The sequence below is a fragment of the Methylotuvimicrobium sp. genome, from assembly GCF_050611805.1.
Classification (GTDB): Bacteria; Pseudomonadota; Gammaproteobacteria; order Methylococcales; family Methylomonadaceae; genus Methylotuvimicrobium.
The window spans coordinates 39,671-60,212 of the sequence record NZ_JBNGHF010000025.1 but is presented as its reverse complement, the minus strand read 5'-3'; the positions used below and the strand labels follow the sequence as shown (position 1 = coordinate 60,212).

Below are 20,542 nucleotides of genomic sequence, written 5' to 3'. Positions count from 1 at the left end.
TCCGTGGGAACCCATACCATGGACCGAACACAGTCACGAAACTCATGCCGGTGTGTGGAAGCGCCGGTATGCGTTCCCACGCGGGAGCGTGGGAACGAGGTGGGGCAACGCAGGTATGTCGATTTGCCGGAGCACTGGCGCTATTCGAGTGCGCGGAATTATGCAGGGCAAGCGGGATTGATCGAGGTTTGCAAGGCATGGTGAGGACACTCCGGTTCCCACGGTCCTCCGTGGGAACCCATACCATGGACCGAACACAGTCACGAAACTCATGCCGGTGTGGAAGCGCCGGTATGCATTCCCACGCTGGAGCGTGGGAACGAGGTGGGGCTCCCTGGTTACCACGGTCCTCCGTGGGAACCCATACCGAAGCTGAGTGCGGGCACGAAACTCATACCGGTATGGAAGCACTGGTATGCATTCCCACGCGGGAGCGTGGGAACGAGGTGGAGTTCCCTGGTTCCCACGGTCCTCCGTGGGAACCCATACTGAGGCCCAGTACAGGCACAAAACTCATGCCGGTATTGAAGCACCGATATGCATTCCCACGCTGGAGCGTGGGAATGAGGAGGCATCCGGCAGCCGGCTTCACGCTGCTGGAAATGGTGCTGGTGCTGTTCCTGATGGCGCTGGTGGCCTCGGCGGGTTTGATGTTGACCGAAGGCGTGGAAGATCAGGCTCAGTACGACGAAACCAAGCGCCGCATGGAAATCATCCGCAAGGCCATCGTCGGCGATCCGACCCGTACCGTCAACGGCAGCCCGGAAATCAGCGGATTTGTCGCGGATATGGGGCGGTTGCCGGGGTGTATTCGAGAATTGCTCGAGCCGATCGATTGCGAAGATTCCCCCAATGATTTACCGGCTTGGCAGGAAGACGAAAACACCGATGTTTGGAGCGGTTGGCGTGGTCCGTATATTGCGGTTTTGCCGGAACGAAGCGGGGATCTGCGCTTTAGGGACGGTTATGGTAATTCGGATGCGAATGATGCGCTGAATTCGGGATGGGCTTTTCTGGTTACGAGTAACGAAATCAGTTTGACCAGTGCTGGATTTGATGCCGTCAGTACTGACGATGATGTAAGCGTGGATAAGTTGGTGGTTGAATCTGACTGGCAAATCACGGATATCAATGTCACGTTCAAAAACGAAAGCATTGGTGACGACTTGCCTGTAGCTAATGAAAATTTGGTATTGAGAGTTTATTTAAGCGACTCAACAAACTACGTTGATGGCGGAGGTGGAACAAATGATTATTTTACGCTGGTAGGTGACGCGGTTGCCGCCAATAGCTCAATCAGCCAGTCTTTCATTTTTAGTACGGACGCTACTATCCCGTTGGGTAGACGTGGCTATGCCATTGTTTGCCATGACTCTGCAGAACCATCGGAGCCGGACAATTTTGTCTTGTTTGACGGTGATTGCGATTCAGGGAATGGTGTACCTGGTAATAAAGATATTAGTAAGTTCATTGCGGTTCCACGGCAAACTATCAACCTTGAATGGATCATTGATGAGTAGACTATTTCTAACTCCCATGATTCTCTGTGGGATTCCCTACGGAGTGCGAGTATGGGTCTAATGACGGTGCGGTTACGCGCCGGTCTGCATTCCCACGGAGGACCGTGGGAACGAGGAGTTTCTGCCAACCGATGAGGACATGTATATTGATGTTCTTCAGGGTGTGCCGGAGGTTGGAATTTCTTGTGGGAGCGATCCCCTGATTGTCCCTCACCTAACGCTAGGTGAGGAAAAGTCGGAGTAGATGAGGCAACAATCACTGGTATCGAGATCACATGCCCTGGTTCCAGGAACCACTGCCCCCCAAAGCGCATAAATGGAAATCCATAAGAGTTTAGCTAATGAAGTTCAGTAAATTATTGCCTTTCGGCAAGCCTTCCCAACTGCTGGTCTGCGAAACCGACGGTTTTTCGCTACGCGGCGCAGTATTGGTACGCTCGGGTACGCAGGTCGTGGTGTTGCATCAGGCAAAAATCGAGCAGGTGGATATGGCCGATGCGGTCACCGACTTAATTGCCGCGTTGAAAAACGACGGCTGGCATGGCGGCGGTTCGGCGGTGTTGCTGTCTCCTGCGGTGTTGTCGACACTGGTCGAGTTGCCGGTCAATCCGAAAAAACCCAGGCCGATTCAGCAGATGATGGAATTGGTGCGTTGGGAGGTCGAGCCGTTGTTGATGCAACATATGACGCGTTGGTCGGTCGGGCATTTGCTGGTCGGACAAGGCTACATGACCGAAGAACAAGCACAAACGGTGATGGATTTACAGCAAGGCAAACCGAATAAAGCCGGCGGTTTGGCGCTGTCCGACAAGTTTTCGTTGCGCCGTTTCGGCGATTTGGCCGAGGAATTGGGCTATATCAAGCGCAGTCAACTCAATGCCTGCCTTACCGGTCAGGAATGGCTTAAATCGGACGACGAGACGATCGAATGCGGTTGGGCGGTTCAAGGACCGGTGGAGGACATACCGGGCACATTCAGTTGGTTGGTTAGTTGTGTCAACAAGTCTTTGTTGCAGCGATGGATCGACGTGTTTGACCGTCAAGGCTTGAAACTGAAGGCGCTGTATCCACTGACCGGTTGCAGCACGACACTGCTGCCGAAAAACCCGTCTTCGGAGTTGATTCTGGAGTCGCACCGTGGCATGACTTACGGTATGAGGCTGCATGCCGGGCGCATCGCCGAGCAACGTCAGTATTTGAACGTTACGAAGACGCCGCTTGAAATTTGTCTGGAAAATTATCATGCCTTGCATGGTGCGCCGAACGAACCGGTATGGTTGGCGTGCTGGCACGACGACGCGCATGCTTTGGCGCAGGAGATGCGGCAGATGCTCGAAATCGAGGTTGAGGTCATCACCGATCCGGCCATCGGTACGGCTTGTTCTCCTGGCATGGTCGGTGCGGCGCGGCACGCGTTCGGCATCGCCGGTGACGAACGCTGCGTCGGCGTGCGGGACGGCGGGCCGCTGCCGCCGCTGCCGCAGCGAATCGAAGTCCGCGGGGCAGCGTTGGCAATGGTGTTGCTGTTGTCGATCGGGGTATCCGAAGTCTCGCTGATGATTCGCAAGAATTCGGTGGAAACACACAAGCAAGATGTCGATGCGCGCTGGAATGTCGTCGACGAGGCGACGAAACGCATTAATGCCCAAATCCAGGAGATCGGGAAACGGAAACAAGCATTGGCTCAGAAAAAAGCCGATTTGGCGCGTCTCGAAGCGATGTTGGATTTTTACAGCAACGCTGCTCCTCAACGAACCGCTCTTGTTCAAGGCGTTTTGGGCGTGCTGCAGACTGCGGTAACCGACGAGGTGATCGTTGTCGCCATCGACGAAACGTCGAAAAGCGGCAATACGGTTCCCGCGCCCATCTCGCCTTCCGAAGCGCAAGACAAGCGTGTCGAAGTGGAAAGCTTTCATCTCGATGCATGGGCGATTTCCGAATCGGCGGCGCAAACATTTATTCAAAAAATGAAGGAAGCGATCGCGCCCTGGCAATTGGAGGTCCGGGACGCGCATGTGACGAGCCGGCCCGGTCCGCTCAATCTCGACGGTTTCGCCGTCTCGATGCGGTTGGTCAAATTGGTACAGGCAGATCGCATCTCGCAGCTTCAAGAGAAGGCGGGCAGGTCGTGAAAATACCCCGTTTGAACAATCGCGAACAACTGCTGATAGCGTTGTCGATCGTCGTCATCGTCGGCGGCGGATATGGCGTATTCCGTTTTTGGCCGACCAACCAAACCATCGCCGCCATGCAAAAAAGCGCGGAAGCGACCCAAAGCCGCTTGCTGAAGGCTAGAATTCCCGATGAGCCGGTCGAAGACGCCGATAAGCTAATCGAACAACTCGAAGACCGGGAGCGGGCGATCGAACTTGTTCGCGCTCAGTTCGAGGCCTTGGAAACTCGGTTGGCTCCGTTCGACTCGCAGGAAATGATCGTCAGCATCTCTCGGCTTGCCCGGGATTCTCAGGTGCGGATTCGCGTCAATGAAGCGTTTAAAGTGGCAGCGAAACGAGTCGGCGTCGCGAGTAAAAAGAACAATAAAAAAAATAGAAAAAGCCGGGCTGTCGAATCGAAACAAACAACCCCGGTCATTTTGCCCGAGACGAGCAGTTGGATCGATAGAATGTCACCCGGAACGATGTTTCATCGGCCAATACAACGCATCGAGCTGGAGGGCTCGTTCGTGTCGATCAGAAAATTCATACACGGGCTCGACAAACTGCCTTATCAAGTCACGGTTTTACGTTTGAAGATCGAAAAACTGCCGACTCTCGCGCCTACCGGTTATCCGCAAACCCTGGTGTGCGAATTGCTGTTGGCTTTGTAGGAAGGACAATTTGTGGCATTGACAGACGAACAGTTACTCGATGCGGGCATGCGTAGCGGTTTGATCGATCCGCCGGTACTCGAACGCCTGCGTATTGATGCCCGCCGGCAGCGTGTTCCGGTACTCGGTGCCGTGCAGGCTTATTACCGTTTTCCGCTGTCGGCGCTATATCGTGCGGTGGCCGAACAACGCGGCGTGCCTTACATCGATTTGAATACGCTGCCCATTGACGGACAACTGTTGAAGAAAATTCCACCGAGTTTGGTGCGACGCAAACTGATTCTCCCGGTTGTCGACAACGACCGAACGATGCTTGCCGTCGCCGATCCGGGCGATCGAGGCATGCTCGATTCGGTTCAGCGTTTGCTCGGTCTCGCGCTGCCGGTTGTCATGGCCGATTTGCCGTTGTTGCAACTCAAAATTACACAGGCTTTGGCCGGCAAAGGCGTCGAAACGGCCTCGGGAGCGACTGCGGACGACGCCGATTTAGTCGCCCTACTCGATACGATAGTGCGCGAGGCTTATTACAACCGGGCATCTGATATCCACTTGTTGACCGAGACGACAGGGTTACGCGTACGTTTACGCGTCGACGGCAAGCTGCGGGATTATCCTGTCGATGCAAACGGCGCCGTTGCCCCCGCATTGGTATCTCGCGTGAAAGTTTTATCCGGGCTCGACATCGCCGAACAACGCATGCCACAGGACGGCGGATTTTCGTATCATCTGGCGCCGCCGATCGACAAGGCGTTCAACATCCGAGTCGCGACGGCGCCTACTCGCTTGGGCGAACGCGTCACGATGCGTCTGCTCGCACAGGAGTCGGGCGGATTGTCGTTGACCGAGCTGGGCATGTTGGACGACGATTTACACCAATTTCGAACGGCGATTCATAAACCCTACGGCATGATCTTGCTGACCGGCCCGACCGGAAGCGGTAAGTCGACGACCTTGTGCGCCGCGTTGCAAGAGATCAACAGCCCGGACATTAACATCATGACGGTCGAGAATCCGATCGAATATGTGATCAACGGCATCTCGCAAATTCAAACGGGACCGAAGATCGGCTTTGCCGATGCCTTGCGCTCGTTTTTACGACACGACCCCGACGTGCTGATGGTCGGCGAGATACGCGATCATGAAACGGCCGATGTCGCGGTCAAGGCGGCAATGACCGGGCACATGGTGTTTTCGACACTGCACACGAACAATGCAATTAGTGCCGTGACGCGGCTGATCGATATCGGCTGCGAACCGTTTTTGATCGGTTCTACGATGACGGCGGTAATCGCACAGCGCCTGGTTCGGCGTCTATGCATGCATTGCCGCAAGCCGCGGATCGCGAGTCGTGACGAATTGCTCGAGCTGGGTGCCGAAGACGAAAGTCTCGAGCTATTCGAGCCGGTCGGCTGTGCGGTATGCCAGGGTTCGGGTTTCAGGGGGCGTTTGGGTTTGTTCGAAACCCTGTGGTTCGATGAAAAACTGGCGCGCATGGTCGCGCGCGGCGCCGATGAAGAAGCTTTGGAAGCCGGCGCCGGCGAGCGCTTGAAGTTTATGTGGGAAGACGGCTGTCGGAAGGTTCTTATGGGGCTGACGACATTGGACGAATTGCGTGACGTGGCCGTTCATAAAACACACGAGACAATGGAGCTGAGCTGATATGCCGCAGTTTTCTTACGTGGCGCTCGATGCGGGCGGAAACGAAATTTCCGGAAAATTGCAGGCGGACGATGGTCCATCGGCGGCGATGATTTTACGGCAACGCGGTTTGCGCGTGATGGAGTTGAAACAAGGACGGGGCCGTTCCGGTTTTTTGGGACAAGAAAATTTTTCGGATTGGCTGGCTTCTCAGCGTTCGGTAAGCAATGCATCGTTGATTTTTTTCTTCCGGCAGATGTCATTCATGCTACGCGCGGGTCTACCGGTCGCTCAGGCGCTCGAGCTCGCAAAGGCGCAATTGACCAGTCCCCGGCTCAACCTGACCATTCGTTTGATGTTGAAGGATATCGAAGCCGGACAGTCATTGTCGTCGGCAATGGGAAAGCATCCGGCGGTTTTTCCGGACATGGCGGTGAATTTGGTCGTCGCCGGCGAGAGCACCGGCGACCTCGATGCGATCATGGACAGGCTTGCGGTCCATTTGGATAAAAAAGCGGCGCTACGTGCGCAAATGATCAATGCAATGATTTATCCGATCGTCGTGATCCTGGCGGCGATCGGCGTCGGCACTTTCATGGTCGTCAAGATCATCCCGAAATTCGCCAAGTTTTTGTTAGGAAAGGGAAAAGTATTACCGCCATCGACGCAATTGTTGATCGATATTTCAGATAGCGTTCGGGCTAACGGATTGTTCATCGTCAGCACTCTGATCGTTTCGATTGCCGTCCTATTGCTGCTGTACCAGACCCGGTTCGGTCGATTATGGGTTGACCAAATTCTGTTGCGGTTGCCGGTAGTGGGGAACTTGTTAGTAAACGGTTCGATGGCTCAGATGTCTTGGGCGCTGTCAATTTTGCTGCGTAGCGGCGTGACGGTGTTCGATGCGACAAAAATCACGGCCAATTTAATCGGCAACCGGGTCTATTCGGATAAATTGCGGGAAACGTCCGCGAAGATACTCGAAGGGCGCGATGTTTCCAGCAGCCTCGATCATCCGAAAATACCTCCGCTGGTGGTGCAGATGATCGCGGTCGGCGAGAGAAGCGGTAGCATCGATCACGTATTACATGAACTGGCCGTTTATTACGAAAAGCTGATGGAGATCGCGATCAAGCGGCTTTCTGCGATGCTCGAACCGGCGATGATACTGGTAATCGGCGGCATGGTCGGATTCGTTTATTACGCGTTTTTTCAGGCGTTGTTTTCGCTCGTATCGGGCGGGCGCTGACGGTACTAATACATGGAACGCGTCACTGCTATTAAGTTAACGGGCCCAAAAATCCCTCGCCATACATGGCATCTCTGGACCCCGGAGTTCCGGATAACTATTAACGCAAACATAGCCTAAGAATTTCGTGAAAAATAACTTACTGGATTTATGAACTTCCAGATTATACCTTTCGCACTTCAAATTTCGGCAGTGCCGGAGGAGGCCTCGGGGTGCTCGGTAAAGGCTTTGCCAGCATGGAGCTGGCATAGAGCCTACATGGACGTATTCACGGCGTCCTTTGACGGGCACCTCGAGGCCGAATTTTCATCTACGATGAGTATACTTAAGAAAATGATTATGTACAGAATATATCGTATTTGCAGTTTGTCGTTGGGCATCGGGTTGATATACTCGGTAAGCAGTTGGGCTGACAATCGCCAGCTCTCTTATCAATCAAACCCACCCGCCTACACGAATCAACAATGGGTGCGGGACCCATTTACCCCCAGCGCGTTGATGTATGAAACCGTCGGAGCACAGACAGGACACGCGAATGGTGCGTTCGGGTTCGTCCCTTCCGGCGAATCGATGCGTATCCCCAATATGAAATTGCGAGGCTTGCTGAATCAGGAAGACGAGTTTATCGCCTTGCTCGAAGTCGTCGGCGTCGGAACTTTCATGGTACGCGAAGGAGACGAGTTCAATATCGATCCGTCGCAGCCCAACAATGCGATTCGCATCGATAAAATCACTCGGCTCAGCGTGACGGTCGAGACGGGTATGCTCGGTTCGATACGAGTTTTAAGATAATTGTTGGACGTATTTCCACGCCCCCCCGTTGGGATCGATACTTTGAATGCCTATGCAAGATCAGTATGCATTCCCACAGCGGACCGTTCATCGTTATACACATCTTACGCTGTTTCCCAAACTCTGTTTGGGAAACCCGTCTCGCAAGCTCTGCTTGCCGGCTTCGGGAAGCTGGAGCTTCCAAGACTTCATGCCCAAGCAGAGCTTGGGCAAAAGCCGTCTTGGCAAATGTGACCTCGATACCCTTTATTGTTGCTTAACGTAACCGACTTTCCCTCACCTAGCGTTAGGTGAGGGACGACGAAGGCGTCGCTCCCACAAGGGGCTGGATGCTCTGTGGGAGCGATCCTCCCCAGATCGCGATCTCGGAGCCACTGATATCCAATATCCGCGGATTTATCAAACAGCACCGTTTCCAGTTATACGATGACCTCTGTTTATACCCGTCGTAGATCAAAATTCGGTGCCTGGGCGTCCGCTAAAGGACGCCGTGAATACGTCCCTGTAGGCTCTATGCCAGCTCCATGCTGGCAAAGCCTTTATCGGACACCCAGGCACCTCCTCTGGCACTGCCGAAATTTGAAGTGCGAATGGTATAGCAAGTTTACTGATACTTGTGCATAACGATGAACGGCGGACCGTGGGAACGAGGATGCGCTCGACACCGCCGTCATCAAGAACGACCGCGCCCGGGAATTGATGCAGCAAGACAAGCAGCATGGATGCTGACAGAGGGCTTACATGGAAGTATTCACCTAGCGCCTAAATTCTATAACCCATTGGCTATAGCTAACCATTTTGGTAATTTAGGGCTGGGTTCACGGTCGCGATAGATCCACTAGAACAAGGTTTCATTTTTGAACATTTCCAACAATCGCTCAATTTCGCCGGACGCCCCTGCCAAGAAATTAGGCGCTGATTGTTCCCAAAAGTCGAAACAGCCGTCAAGGCTCTCTAACTCTTCATCGCTAACTTTATTAAAGCCCATCGTCCAATCTGAAAAAGCACGCTCTTTAATTTGCTTCTTGTAAATAACCGATACCTTATGGTGCCTTGAATCTTCTTTAATGCGGTTAAACGAGTCCAGCACGACTTTTTCCTCGCCTTCCAATATTTGAATAAAGAAAGGATCAAGGTGAAGCAGCATGCCGGTAATATTTAATTTTTTATTTTTTTCTCTTGATTTTTTTAGCAAGGCTTTCAAATCGTCATCGGACATTTCCTGACTTGAAACGCTGGTATAAACCAAACAATAAAGCGGCATTAACAATTCTCGCAACAACTTAACATATCAAACATGCGGCGAGTTTACCCCAGGACTCTTCTCATTGCCAGGCATTCCCTTAATTCAAGTATGGATGATTGACATAACCGCCCACGGTCTTCTGTGGGCTTCATACCTTTGTTGTCTGAAAGAGCTCGGTATGCATTCCCACGGAGGACCGCTCATTATTATGCATAAGTCATTTATTACCCTTATGCAATCTTAACCAATGAGTCTTCGATACCCTATTATTGTTGCTTAACGCTCTCGGCTCCGAAATCGCTATCAGGGGATCGCTCCCACAAATGCTACCTGTACTATGAGAACGAGAAAAATTGTTGGGTACGCTTCTCGTACCTCAATGCCGTTAACTACCCATATCAAACCATAAGGACTTGTTTTAAGATTGGGGATTACCATGGTACGCATAGCGTACCCTACGGCACTCCAGAGTTTGCGTGATTTTGCCATCGTGCTGGATGGCCAACGATGTACCTCAAAGAGATGAGCATAACGATGGGCGGTCCTCCATGGGAACCCATTCATTGGCTGCCGAGGCAAGGTCGGTAAAGTTACTTAAACGATTTTAGCCCACGCTTCCTTCCTTGGAATGCATGCGCTTAACTATAGATGCTTAAACTTCGTGATAGATGGCCGCGCCTTCTTCAAGAAATTCCTTGGATTTTTCTTCCATTCCCATCAATAGGGCTTCTTCTTCTTTCACCCCTTTTTGAGCCGCGTAGTCGCGCACATCCTGGCTGATTTTCATCGAACAAAAATGCGGTCCGCACATCGAACAGAAATGGGCAATCTTAGCCGACTGTTTCGGCAGCGTTTCGTCATGAAACTCCCGTGCGCGCTCGGGATCGAGGCCGATGTTGAATTGGTCTTCCCAGCGGAATTCGAAGCGGGCTTTCGACATTGCATTGTCGCGTGCTTGAGCGCCCGGATGACCTTTAGCTAAATCGGCGGCGTGCGCGGCAATCTTGTAAGTCACGATACCTTCGCGGACATCCTGTTTGTTAGGCAAACCCAAATGTTCTTTTTGCGTAACGTAACATAGCATCGCGCAACCGTACCAACCAATGTTCGCGGCACCAATCGCCGAGGTTATATGGTCGTAGCCAGGAGCGATATCAGTCGTTAGCGGACCTAAGGTATAGAATGGCGCTTCATGACAGTCTTCAAGCTGCTTTTCCATGTTGATCTTGACCATGTGCAACGGCACATGACCCGGCCCTTCGATCATCGTCTGCACGTCATGCTTCCATGCGATCTTGGTTAATTCGCCCAAAGTTTCCAATTCGGCGAACTGCGCTTCGTCGTTAGCGTCGTATATTGACCCGGGGCGTAAACCGTCACCTAACGAAAAGGAAACATCGTAGGCTTTCATAATTTCGCAGATTTCCTCGAAGTTGGTATAGAGGAAGCTTTCGGTATGATGCGCCAAGCACCATTTAGCCATGATCGAGCCGCCGCGCGACACAATTCCGGTCATACGTTTGGCGGTCAACGGGACATGCTGCAAACGCACGCCGGCATGTATCGTGAAATAATCGACGCCCTGCTCGGCTTGCTCGATCAACGTGTCGCGGTATATTTCCCAAGTCAGTTCCTCTGCCTTGCCGTCGACTTTTTCCAGCGCCTGGTAAATCGGCACGGTACCGATCGGCACCGGCGAGTTACGCAAGATCCATTCGCGGGTTTCATGGATGTTCTTACCGGTCGATAAATCCATGATCGTGTCGCCGCCCCAGCGAATGCCCCAAAGCATTTTTTCGACCTCTTCTTCTATCGAGGAAGTTACCGCCGAATTACCGAGGTTGCCATTGATTTTGACCAGGAAATTGCGTCCGATAATCATCGGCTCCAATTCGGGGTGGTTGATATTGGCAGGAATGATCGCCCGACCGCGCGCCACTTCGTCACGTACAAATTCCGGCGTAATCACATCGGGAATCGATGCACCGAAAGATTGCCCGGGATGCTGACCTTTCCACAGATCGCGCATTTCTTCCATTTTTTGGTTTTCGCGAATCGCGATGTACTCCATCTCCGGCGTTATGATGCCTTTTCTCGCATAATGCATTTGCGAAACATTCGCACCGGCCTTGGCACGTCTTGGCTGGCGAATTAGCTCGAAACGCAAATGCGCGGTTTCGGGATCATGCAATCTTTCATGTCCGAATTTTGATGTCGGGCCGGACAACAACTCGGTATCGCCACGCTCTTCAATCCAAGCGGAACGCACCACCGGCAGGCCTTTTCTTAAATCGACCGCGACGTCAGGGTCGGTATAAATACCTGAGGTATCGTAAACGTAAAGGGGGGTATTTTTTTCAGCACCGAAATGCGCGGGAGTATCGGATAACGTAATCTTGCGCATCGGCACTTTGATATCAGGCCGACTGCCTTGTACATAGACTTTTTCCGATGCGGGATAAGGATCGATTTTGACACTACTGACAGTAGTTGAAGGAATTTCTTGGCGGACTGCACTCACGCTTTTCTCCTGGAATATTATCAACGAGGCGCAGGGAAGTTGGCTTCCCTACGCCGGTATTAGCCGGAGTCAGGTTCAAAGGGTTTTTCTCAGCCCCGATTCGCATCGGAGCACCCCTAGCCTTACGGTATGGTGTCTAAACTAAAGGATAATTATCAAGATTGCAAGTCTGAAAACACCCACGCTAGAAAAGAAATTCCCTGTATTTTATAGGGTCCGAATGACATCTTTCCTGACTACGGCGATTAAATCCACCTGGAAAAGCAGCAATGACTCAATCAATAGGATAAAATGCGCGCTTTCTTTAGTTACAAAAATATTACATGGATCTTAACGACCTCAATCAGATCAACAAAGCCAGTTCGTCGGCTCGTAAAGACTTGATTCGCCTTAGCCTAGGTCTTGCTTTTATACTTTTGGTGGTTCTCTATTTAATCAATAAGGAACACGTCGAAGGACACTTAATGCTGGTTATCGCCGCTGTTTTCGGTAGTTACATGGCATTGAACATCGGCGCAAACGATGTGGCCAATAATGTCGGCCCCGCGGTCGGATCGAAAGCACTAACGATGACCGGCGCCATTGCCATTGCTGCAATTTTCGAGGCTTCCGGCACGCTAATAGCCGGCGGAGACGTGGTTACGACCATCAAGGACGGCATCATTAATCCTCAACTAATTCGCGACTCCGATACTTTTATCTGGTTGATGATGGCGGCACTATTGGCTGCGGCAATTTGGTTGAATGTGGCGACCTCGCTCAATGCGCCGGTCTCGACAACTCATTCTATCGTCGGGGGCGTCTTAGGCGCCGGAATCGCCGCGGGCGGAATAGAAATCGCCAATTGGCCGGTCATGGGAAAAATCGCAGCCAGCTGGGTTATTTCGCCGGTTTTGGGCGGCTTGTTTTCGGCCGCTTTTTTATACGTGGTCAAGCGAAAAATCACTTATCAACCAAATATGCTAATAGCGGCGCAAAAGGTCGTCCCGGTATTGATCGCATTGATGACCTGGGCTTTTTCGACCTATTTGATTATGAAAGGCCTGAAACAAATCATTAAAATCAATTTCCCGATCGCCGTCTCCATAAGCTTCGCTTTCGCCATTATCATTTTTCTTATCGTCAAACCGCGCATTGTTAAGGCCTCCGCAAATCTGGAGCCTAGCAAGGCCAGCGTGAATAATTTATTCACTTATCCCTTGATATTTTCAGCCGCACTATTGAGTTTCGCGCATGGCGCCAATGATGTCGCCAACGCAGTCGGCCCTCTCGCGGCCATCAACGATGCGATTTTTCAGCAAGGTGTCAGCGATAAAGCCTCTATTCCGCTTTGGATTATGATACTTGGCGCCGCCGGCTTATCGATAGGGCTTGCCCTATACGGCCCCAAATTGATTCGAACCGTAGGCAGCGAAATTACCGAACTCGATAAAATGCGCGCATTTTGCATAGCGATGTCGGCTGCCATTACCGTGATATTCGCCAGCCAGATGGGTCTTCCCATTAGTTCCACTCATACTGCAGTCGGCGCTGTATTCGGCGTCGGTTTTTTACGGGAATATTTAAAACACAGCAATGCAAAAAGAATGGAGGAAATCCGTGCTCACCACGAGCATAACGACCCTGAAAAAATCGCCGAATTTTTGAATGCCTTTAAAAAAGCATCCATCGCCAAAAAAGGGAAAATGCTCAAGGAGCTTAAACGACAAGCCAAACTACACACCGACACCAGCTTACTCACTAAAAAAGAACGCAAATCGCTGAAAAAAGTCTATCGTCAAGAGCTTGTCAAACGCTCCCATCTCTATAAAATCGCCGCCGCATGGTTGGTTACTGTTCCTCTATCGGGAATACTTGGTGGTTTATTGTTTTTTACGATCAGAGGAATCATGCTTCCTTAGGATTCGGCCATAAAATAACTTCCTTATTTTTAATGAAAGGCAAGCAGGTTCGGTTGCTCGATTGACAGGAGTCGGCGGCAGGGCAGATTTTTGCTCCTGCAAAATCTGCATTCATGCCATCCATGGCAATCAGTCGCCGCCGCCAAGCCTACACGGACGTATTCACGGCATCCTGTCAAGCGAGTTACCGAACCCGCTACAAAACTTATAGCACAAGGAAGTTATTTTTCACGAAATCCTTAACTACACTGACAGGCAAAATCTTCTCGCTAGACTGAAAGGCATGCCGGTGCTAGGGCAGAATTTCCCGTCACATAACCTTTTTATACTCCAAATTTCGGCTGCGCTTGAGGAGGCGCCGAGTTTTGATCTTTAACGCGTATATACCGTGCACTCGTTCACATTGCATAAAATTAAAATTAAAATTCTTGGAAAAATGCATTTTTGTGAAAGCAATGTTAAAATCCCTTCCGAAACCCGTGATTTAACAGCAGAGAGTACGGATGTCGACTGAGCCTCAGCACACACCTTATCAAAAGCCTGCTTTGGAGTTTAAGAGCAGTACATTCTCAGTGCCTGTCCTAATTCCTTATACGAATGACCTGACTGTTATCGAGCATCAACTACAGCAAAAAATCAATCAAGCGCCTGAGTTTTTTAGAAACTCCCCGATACTCATCGACCTACAGGAACTGAATAAGCAATCGATTAGCCTGAACGTAGCCGAATGCATCGAATTATTAAGGCGATTAGCGCTTCTTCCGATAGGCATCCGCGGCGGCCTACATGACCAGAATGAAGCCGCGTTGGCATTAAATATTCCAAAAATTTCAGCCCAGCAAAACATTAGCCATCAAGATACCGCTCAAAAACTCGAAAAAATAATACCTGAACCGGAACCCGAACCAGAAACATCGGAACAGGCCACTACCCGGATTGTTACGAATCCGGTCCGCTCCGGCCAACGAATCTACGCGCACGGCGACTTGATCGTGCTGTCCCAAGTCAGCGCAGGCTCCGAGATCATGGCCGAAGGTAATATTCATGTTTATGGAACTTTACGAGGAAGAGCATTGGCGGGCATTCAAGGCAATACCGAGGCCAGAATTTTTTGCTCTGATTTACAAGCCGAACTCATTTCCATTGCCGGTAATTATAAAATAAGCGAGGATTTGGATGAGTCGGTACGCAACAAACCGGTCCAAATCTATCTCAATGATTTGGCGTTAATCATTCAGGATTTATAATTTCACGTCTCGTTGGAGGACAATCAGTTGGCTAGAATCATCGTCGTAACATCCGGAAAAGGCGGAGTTGGAAAGACAACAACCAGTGCAGCCATCGCTATGGGACTCGCTAAAAAAGGACATAAAACTGCGGTTATCGATTTCGACGTAGGCTTAAGAAACCTTGACTTAGTGATGGGCTGCGAGCGCCGCGTAGTCTATGATTTAGTCAATGTCATCAATGGCGAGGCAGCACTTAATCAGGCATTGATCCGCGACAAGCGCTGCAATCAACTGTATATTTTGCCGGCTTCCCAAACTCGCGACAAAGAGGCCTTAACCATCGAAGGCGTCGGCAAGGTTCTTGAAGAACTCGCCAAGGAATTCAAATATGTCGTTTGCGACTCGCCAGCCGGCATCGAAAAAGGCGCCACTCTTGCGATGTATTTCGCCGACGATGCCTTCGTCGTAACAAACCCGGAAGTTTCATCGGTCCGCGACTCGGACCGCATGCTCGGCATTTTGGCCAGCAAATCGAAACGAGCCGAAAACAACGAAGAGCCGATCAAAGAATATTTATTACTGACGCGTTATTCTCCCGATCGCGTAAAATTAGGCGAAATGCTGAGTGTCGAAGACGTACAAGAAATCCTGTCCCTGCATCTATTAGGCGTCATACCGGAATCCAAATCGGTACTAAACGCATCAAACTCGGGCATTCCTGTCATTTTGGACGAAAAAAGCGATGCCGGCCAAGCCTATGACGATGTAGTTGCACGTTACTTAGGCGAAGACAGGCCGCACCGCTTTATCGATGAAGAGAAAAAGGGCCTTTTTGGAAAGCTGTTCAGGAGTAAATAATGAGTTTACTGGATTACTTTAGAACTACTAAGCCAAGCTCGGCATCCATTGCCAAGGAAAGATTGCAAATTTTGGTGGCGCACGAACGCTCCTCAAAAACGCAACCCTCTTATCTCCCACAGTTACAAAAGGAACTTCTCGAAGTGATTCGAAAGTATGTCAACGTCGAGCAAGATGCGATATCGGTTAATTTCGAACAAGACGACGATCAGGAAATTCTCGAACTCAATATTGTGCTACCCGACGAGCACGACAAGGTTTCTTAAACTAAATGAGGTGAAAAAAATGACTGATACGATTGGACAATCCGCTGGGAAAATCTGGCAATTCTTGAATGATAACGGTGCGACCAGCGTAAGCAAAATCTCGACCGAAACCGGGATGAATAAGAATGATGTTCAGCGCGCGCTCGGCTGGCTTGCCAGAGAGGATAAAATCAGCATAGAACTCAAAAACGGGCGTACCGAAAGCATTTCACTGATTGAATAAAAATTTAATTGCCAAATATCGGCAACCGTACCTATAACCGGCAGTCTTACCTGTCGGTTTTTTAATGCAGCTCCCTATGCCGAATAATGATATTGAGCGCTTGAGATTTATATTGCTTAGCCAATAAATCGGCCAAATAAACCGAACGATGCTGCCCTCCGGTACATCCGATAGCGATAGTGAGATAACTACGCCCTTCTTCTTCGAAGCGAGGAATCCAGCGTCCGAGAAAAGCGCTCACATCTTGAAAATATTCCAACACATTAGGCTCTCGGTCAAGAAACTCGATTATTGCTTGATCCTTACCGGTCAGCCCCCTCAATTCCGGCACCCAATAAGGATTGGGCAGACATCTAACATCGAAAATAAAATCGGCATCGAGCGGAATGCCATGCTTGAAACCGAAAGACTGAAATTGAATAGAAATATGTCGAGCATTGCGCTCACCGACCTGATCCCTGATTAGATCGCGTAACTGATGATAATGCGTACGACTGGTATCGATCACAAAATCCGCGAGCCGCGCTATCGGCTTGAGAATTTCTTTTTCGATAACCAGCGCTTCTTTTAGCGGCAAATTATAGTCGGTCAAAGGGTGCCGACGCCGAGTTTCACTGTACCGTTTTAACAATACCGCCTCTTCGGCCTGCATGAACATCACCTCGCATTCAATCTTCTTTGATCGAATCAACTTGATGATGCGGGCAAAATTCAACAAACTATCGCTTTGATTACGAGCATCGATGCCGATCGCCGTTTTTTCATAGGTTTTCCGATCGGCCAACATGACATCATTGATAAAGTCTTCGAGCAAGGTCACCGGCAAGTTATCAATACAATAAAACCCGCAATCCTCCAGCGTGGTTAGCGCAATACTTTTACCGGACCCGGAAAGCCCGCTGACGATAAGCAATTTCATGATAAAAGTTCTAACGAACTGTTCTGTGGGTAGCGAAGGCACCGGATATCTTCCCGCGCCTTCGCTGTTAAATCGTTGAAGGCAATTTTTATACCTTTCGCACTTCAAATTTCGGCAGTGCCGGAGAAGGCCCCGGGGTGCTCGATAAAGGCTTTGCCAGCATGGAGCTGGCATAGAGCCTACATGGACGTATTTACCCAGCACCTAAATTCCATAGCCCATTGGCCATGGTTAATTGTCTTGGATAATTCATCCAGCACCTAAATAAGCCATGATTTTGAATCATTGCCAAAGACCTATGGAATTTAGGTGCTGGGTTTACGGCGTCCTTTAACGGGCACTCCGAGGCCGAATTTTCATCTACGATGAGTATAACTAGCGATGACTGCCGGTTTTCTCTTTATGCTTTATGATTTGACGATCTAATTTATCAACTAATTTATCGATAGCAACATACATATCTTCCTGAGTATCCTCGGCGAATAATTTGGCGCCGCTGATTTGAACTGTCGCCTCCGCTTTTTGATTCAGTTTTTCGACCGTCAAAACGACGTGCACATCGGTAACATGATCAAAATGACGCTCGAGTTTTTCAAACTTCGACTCGACAAACGTTTTTAACGATTCCGTTACTTCGATGTGGTGGCCGGATACACTGATTTGCATGGAATAAACTCCTTATTGTTGGTGTGGTATAAATTCTGCGTTATAAAAGACGCTTACGTTGACTGGATGAAGCAATATTCATTGCCTCACGATATTTGGCAATCGTTCTTCTTGCGACATTAATGCCTTTTTCTTTTAATAATTCGGCTATTTTACTATCACTGAGCGGTTTTGTTTGATTTTCGTTCTCGACCAACTCTTTAATCAGCGCTCGAATAGCCGTAGAAGAGCACTCACCGCCCGTCGCAGTCGATACATGACTGGAGAAAAAATATTTAAATTCGACGATGCCATTCGGCGTATGCATGTATTTTTGCGTAGTCACGCGCGATATCGTCGACTCATGCAACTGCAACTCTTCTGCGACATCGCGAAGCACCATCGGTTTCATCGAAATGGAACCGTGCTCCAAAAAATCCTGCTGTTTTCCAACAATACAGCGAGCCACCCGCAACAAGGTTTCGTTTCGACTATGCAAACTCTTGATAAACCAACGAGCTTCCTGCAGGTGATCCTTCATGCAAGAATTATCCTTGCTGCTATCCGCGCGCTTGATCATACTTGAATAAAACGGATTGATTCTGAGCTTCGGCGCGATATCGGGATTGAGTTCGACTTGCCACTGACCATTTACCTTGACCACATAAACATCGGGAATCACATATTCGGAGTCGGTATTTTCAATTCTTGTCCCTGGCTTTGGATCCAATGTCCTAATTAACGCAATAACTCTATTCAGTTGAGCCTCGGTTAACCCCAACTTGCGCATCAATTTAGCCTGATCTTGAGACGCCAACAAACCTAAATAGCGACTTACCAGCTCTACCGCTTCTTTCTTATAAGGAGTATCGTCGGATAATTGCTGTATTTGTAGCAAGAGGCAATCGCTTAAATCCCTGGCGGCTACACCGGGAGGATCGAAATTTTGCACTTGATGCAATACTGCCTCAACCTCATCAAACTCTAGATCTTCCACTTGCTCCAATAGCCCTTGGAAAATATCTTCCAATGAGCTGACTAAGTACCCATCTTCATTGATAGAATCTATGATCGTCTCTGCAATCTCACGATCTCTGTCTGAAAAGTGCGCCACGTCCAATTGCCACAACAAATGATCCAATAATGTTTCCGACTTACTGCGTTGGCTTTCGAACTCCACCGATTCGCCAGCCCCGCTGATAGCTGCCTGGGCATTTTCAAAAACATCTTCCCAAGACGTATCGATAGGCAAATCGTCGGGTATATCGGTTTGCGAACCTTCACTCGTTGCCTGATCGGAATAATCGGTCTTTTTGTCCAGAGACTCCTGATCGACAACGCCTGTAGCCTCCTCATCGGCGACTTCCAACATCATATTCGATTCCAGCGCGTTTTGGATTTCTTGCTGCAAATCGAGCGTCGACAATTGCAGCAGCTTTATCGCTTGCTGCAACTGTGGGGTCATCGTAAGCTGCTGACCGAGACGGAGTTGAAGTGACTGTTTCATCGTATAAGTTTGAACATTATTAATCCATGCATCAGCAGGTATCTTTTGGCTAATTTATACTCATCGTAGATGAAAATTCGGCCTCGGGGTGCCCGTTAAAGGACGCCGTAAACCCAGCACCTAAATTCCATAGGTCTTTGGCAATGATTCAAAATCATGGCTTATTTAGGTGCTGGATGAATTATCCAAGACAATTAACCATGGCCAATGGGCTATGGAATTTAGGTGCTGGGTAAATACGTCCATGTAGGCTCTATGCCAGCTCCATGCTGGCAAAGCCTTTCTCGAGCATCCCGAGGCCTCCTCCTGCACTGCCGAAATTTGAAGTGCGAAAGGTATAAGTCAAGGATACTATTCTCGAATTACAAAGTGGAATATTTCCGTTTCCGGGGCTCCTATGAGAGCACCGTCGTGACCGACTCTCAAAATATATCTGCAATCGACTTTGCACTTGCTTGAAGTATAACGCTAAAGGCTGAAGTTCTCACCCAAATAAACCTTCCTTACTTCTTGATTACGGACTATAGCCTCCGCGTCACCTTCGGCAATCACTTTACCTTCGTTGAGAATATAAGCACGGTCGCAAATCCCTAGAGTTTCCCTGACATTATGTTCGGTTATGACAACACCAATCCCTCTATCCTTTAGATGAATTATAATCTGCTTGATATCCTCAACCGAAATCGGATCAACGCCGGCAAACGGCTCGTCCAGTAAGATAAATTTCGGCTCGCTGGCCAAAGCCCTAGCAATTTCGACGCGTCGACGCTCGCCGCCCGATAAGCCGACGGCAATTTGATTACGTAGATGCTCGACATGAAACTCCGCCAGCAGCTCCTCGATCATCAATTCGACCTGCCCTTTGGTCAAGTCGGCGCGAATTTGCAGCACCGCACGCAAATTATCGGCAACGCTTAACTTTCTGAATACCGAAGGCTCCTGAGGCAAATAACCAAGACCCATTTGCGCACGAATATGCATCGGATAATACGTGATCGAAAGATCGTCCAACATTATTTCGCCGGCATCGGCTTTAATCAACCCGACCAGCATATAAAAGCTAGTGGTTTTACCTGCACCGTTAGGCCCGAGCAACCCTACAATTTCCCCGGTATTGACGTTCAACGAAACGCCGTTGACGACATTACGTTTATTGTAGTGTTTAATCAATCCTTGAGCCGACAGTTTTGTCATATTTTTA

At 49.8% G+C, this 20,542-nt stretch carries 17 protein-coding genes, 1 pseudogene and 1 riboswitch; of the genes and pseudogenes, 12 read left to right on the top strand and 6 right to left on the bottom strand.

Going from position 1 to position 20,542, the window contains the following annotated elements:
* From ACRJJO_RS13340 to ACRJJO_RS13310, 7 genes and pseudogenes are all read left to right on the top strand, one after another.
* A pseudogene (locus tag ACRJJO_RS13340) lies at nucleotides 1-204 on the top strand (hypothetical protein); the annotation flags it as partial.
* Between the two features lie 311 nt (nucleotides 205-515).
* Nucleotides 516-1,520 (top strand): type II secretion system protein, encoded by a 1,005-nt coding sequence (locus ACRJJO_RS13335; protein WP_431066195.1) that lies wholly within the window; start codon nucleotides 516-518, stop codon nucleotides 1,518-1,520.
* A gap of 341 nt (nucleotides 1,521-1,861) precedes the next feature.
* Nucleotides 1,862-3,652: a hypothetical protein gene (locus ACRJJO_RS13330; protein WP_431066194.1), complete on the top strand. Its 1,791-nt coding sequence runs from the start codon at nucleotides 1,862-1,864 to the stop codon at nucleotides 3,650-3,652.
* On the top strand, nucleotides 3,649-4,347 hold the full coding sequence (locus tag ACRJJO_RS13325; RefSeq protein ID WP_431066193.1) for a hypothetical protein: 699 nt from the start codon (nucleotides 3,649-3,651) through the stop codon (nucleotides 4,345-4,347). The genes ACRJJO_RS13330 and ACRJJO_RS13325 overlap by 4 nt, the downstream gene beginning before the upstream one ends.
* A 12-nt stretch (nucleotides 4,348-4,359) precedes the next feature.
* A complete protein-coding gene (locus ACRJJO_RS13320; RefSeq protein WP_431066192.1) occupies nucleotides 4,360-6,006 on the top strand; it encodes a GspE/PulE family protein in 1,647 nt (548 codons plus the stop codon).
* Nucleotide 6,007: 1 nt separating this feature from the next.
* Nucleotides 6,008-7,234, top strand: a complete 1,227-nt coding sequence (locus ACRJJO_RS13315) for a type II secretion system F family protein (protein ID WP_431066191.1) — start codon at nucleotides 6,008-6,010, stop codon at nucleotides 7,232-7,234.
* Nucleotides 7,235-7,573: 339 nt separating this feature from the next.
* Nucleotides 7,574-8,026: a hypothetical protein gene (locus ACRJJO_RS13310; RefSeq protein ID WP_431066190.1), complete on the top strand. Its 453-nt coding sequence runs from the start codon at nucleotides 7,574-7,576 to the stop codon at nucleotides 8,024-8,026.
* An 838-nt stretch (nucleotides 8,027-8,864) separates the two neighbouring features.
* On the opposite strand, the gene ACRJJO_RS13305 is transcribed toward ACRJJO_RS13310, so the two are convergent.
* Nucleotides 8,865-9,290 (bottom strand): BLUF domain-containing protein, encoded by a 426-nt coding sequence (locus ACRJJO_RS13305; protein ID WP_404357784.1) that lies wholly within the window; start codon nucleotides 9,288-9,290, stop codon nucleotides 8,865-8,867.
* Nucleotides 9,291-9,924: 634 nt separating this feature from the next.
* Nucleotides 9,925-11,793 (bottom strand): phosphomethylpyrimidine synthase ThiC, encoded by a 1,869-nt coding sequence (thiC, locus tag ACRJJO_RS13300; RefSeq protein WP_431066189.1) that lies wholly within the window; start codon nucleotides 11,791-11,793, stop codon nucleotides 9,925-9,927.
* A 28-nt stretch (nucleotides 11,794-11,821) separates the two neighbouring features.
* A riboswitch (TPP riboswitch) is annotated at nucleotides 11,822-11,921 on the bottom strand.
* A 195-nt stretch (nucleotides 11,922-12,116) separates the two neighbouring features.
* Between thiC and ACRJJO_RS13295 the strand changes: the two genes are divergently transcribed.
* The 5 genes from ACRJJO_RS13295 to ACRJJO_RS13275 all read left to right on the top strand — a co-directional run bounded on the left by ACRJJO_RS13295 (nucleotide 12,117) and on the right by ACRJJO_RS13275 (nucleotide 16,270).
* A complete protein-coding gene (locus ACRJJO_RS13295; RefSeq protein WP_404357788.1) occupies nucleotides 12,117-13,694 on the top strand; it encodes an inorganic phosphate transporter in 1,578 nt (525 codons plus the stop codon).
* Nucleotides 13,695-14,197: 503 nt separating this feature from the next.
* Entirely contained in the window at nucleotides 14,198-14,941 is a 744-nt protein-coding gene (gene minC, locus ACRJJO_RS13290; RefSeq protein ID WP_431066188.1) for a septum site-determining protein MinC, read from the top strand.
* Between the two features lie 27 nt (nucleotides 14,942-14,968).
* Nucleotides 14,969-15,781 (top strand): septum site-determining protein MinD, encoded by an 813-nt coding sequence (gene minD, locus ACRJJO_RS13285; RefSeq protein ID WP_046061333.1) that lies wholly within the window; start codon nucleotides 14,969-14,971, stop codon nucleotides 15,779-15,781.
* Nucleotides 15,781-16,047 (top strand): cell division topological specificity factor MinE, encoded by a 267-nt coding sequence (gene minE / locus ACRJJO_RS13280; protein WP_125217102.1) that lies wholly within the window; start codon nucleotides 15,781-15,783, stop codon nucleotides 16,045-16,047. The genes minD and minE overlap by 1 nt, the downstream gene beginning before the upstream one ends.
* 19 nt (nucleotides 16,048-16,066) lie before the next feature.
* A complete protein-coding gene (locus ACRJJO_RS13275; protein ID WP_125217103.1) occupies nucleotides 16,067-16,270 on the top strand; it encodes a winged helix-turn-helix domain-containing protein in 204 nt (67 codons plus the stop codon).
* Between the two features lie 61 nt (nucleotides 16,271-16,331).
* Here the strand turns inward: ACRJJO_RS13275 and rapZ are convergent, their stop codons facing one another.
* The 4 genes from rapZ to lptB all read right to left on the bottom strand — a co-directional run bounded on the left by rapZ (nucleotide 16,332) and on the right by lptB (nucleotide 20,535).
* Nucleotides 16,332-17,189, bottom strand: coding sequence for an RNase adapter RapZ (rapZ, locus tag ACRJJO_RS13270; protein ID WP_404357793.1), 858 nt, complete (start codon nucleotides 17,187-17,189; stop codon nucleotides 16,332-16,334).
* Nucleotides 17,190-17,564: 375 nt separating this feature from the next.
* Nucleotides 17,565-17,855 (bottom strand): ribosome hibernation-promoting factor, HPF/YfiA family, encoded by a 291-nt coding sequence (hpf, locus tag ACRJJO_RS13265; RefSeq protein WP_017840886.1) that lies wholly within the window; start codon nucleotides 17,853-17,855, stop codon nucleotides 17,565-17,567.
* Between the two features lie 40 nt (nucleotides 17,856-17,895).
* Nucleotides 17,896-19,341 (bottom strand): RNA polymerase factor sigma-54, encoded by a 1,446-nt coding sequence (locus ACRJJO_RS13260; protein ID WP_431066187.1) that lies wholly within the window; start codon nucleotides 19,339-19,341, stop codon nucleotides 17,896-17,898.
* Between the two features lie 468 nt (nucleotides 19,342-19,809).
* The gene (gene lptB / locus ACRJJO_RS13255) at nucleotides 19,810-20,535 is read right to left on the bottom strand and encodes an LPS export ABC transporter ATP-binding protein (protein WP_404357797.1); all 726 of its coding nucleotides are present in this window, start codon (nucleotides 20,533-20,535) and stop codon (nucleotides 19,810-19,812) included.
* Nucleotides 20,536-20,542: the final 7 nt, after the last annotated feature.

Coding starts and splice junctions, on each gene's coding strand:
- ACRJJO_RS13335 (WP_431066195.1), top strand. CDS start 516: ATGCCGGTATTGAAGCACCGATATGCATTCCCACGCTGGAGCGTGGGA.
- ACRJJO_RS13330 (WP_431066194.1), top strand. CDS start 1,862: ATGAAGTTCAGTAAATTATTGCCTTTCGGCAAGCCTTCCCAACTGCTG.
- ACRJJO_RS13315 (WP_431066191.1), top strand. CDS start 6,008: ATGCCGCAGTTTTCTTACGTGGCGCTCGATGCGGGCGGAAACGAAATT.
- ACRJJO_RS13310 (WP_431066190.1), top strand. CDS start 7,574: ATGTACAGAATATATCGTATTTGCAGTTTGTCGTTGGGCATCGGGTTG.
- ACRJJO_RS13305 (WP_404357784.1), bottom strand. CDS start 9,290: ATGCCGCTTTATTGTTTGGTTTATACCAGCGTTTCAAGTCAGGAAATG.
- ACRJJO_RS13295 (WP_404357788.1), top strand. CDS start 12,117: ATGGATCTTAACGACCTCAATCAGATCAACAAAGCCAGTTCGTCGGCT.
- minC (WP_431066188.1), top strand. CDS start 14,198: ATGTCGACTGAGCCTCAGCACACACCTTATCAAAAGCCTGCTTTGGAG.
- minE (WP_125217102.1), top strand. CDS start 15,781: ATGAGTTTACTGGATTACTTTAGAACTACTAAGCCAAGCTCGGCATCC.
- ACRJJO_RS13275 (WP_125217103.1), top strand. CDS start 16,067: ATGACTGATACGATTGGACAATCCGCTGGGAAAATCTGGCAATTCTTG.
- rapZ (WP_404357793.1), bottom strand. CDS start 17,189: ATGAAATTGCTTATCGTCAGCGGGCTTTCCGGGTCCGGTAAAAGTATT.
- hpf (WP_017840886.1), bottom strand. CDS start 17,855: ATGCAAATCAGTGTATCCGGCCACCACATCGAAGTAACGGAATCGTTA.
- ACRJJO_RS13260 (WP_431066187.1), bottom strand. CDS start 19,341: ATGAAACAGTCACTTCAACTCCGTCTCGGTCAGCAGCTTACGATGACC.
- lptB (WP_404357797.1), bottom strand. CDS start 20,535: ATGACAAAACTGTCGGCTCAAGGATTGATTAAACACTACAATAAACGT.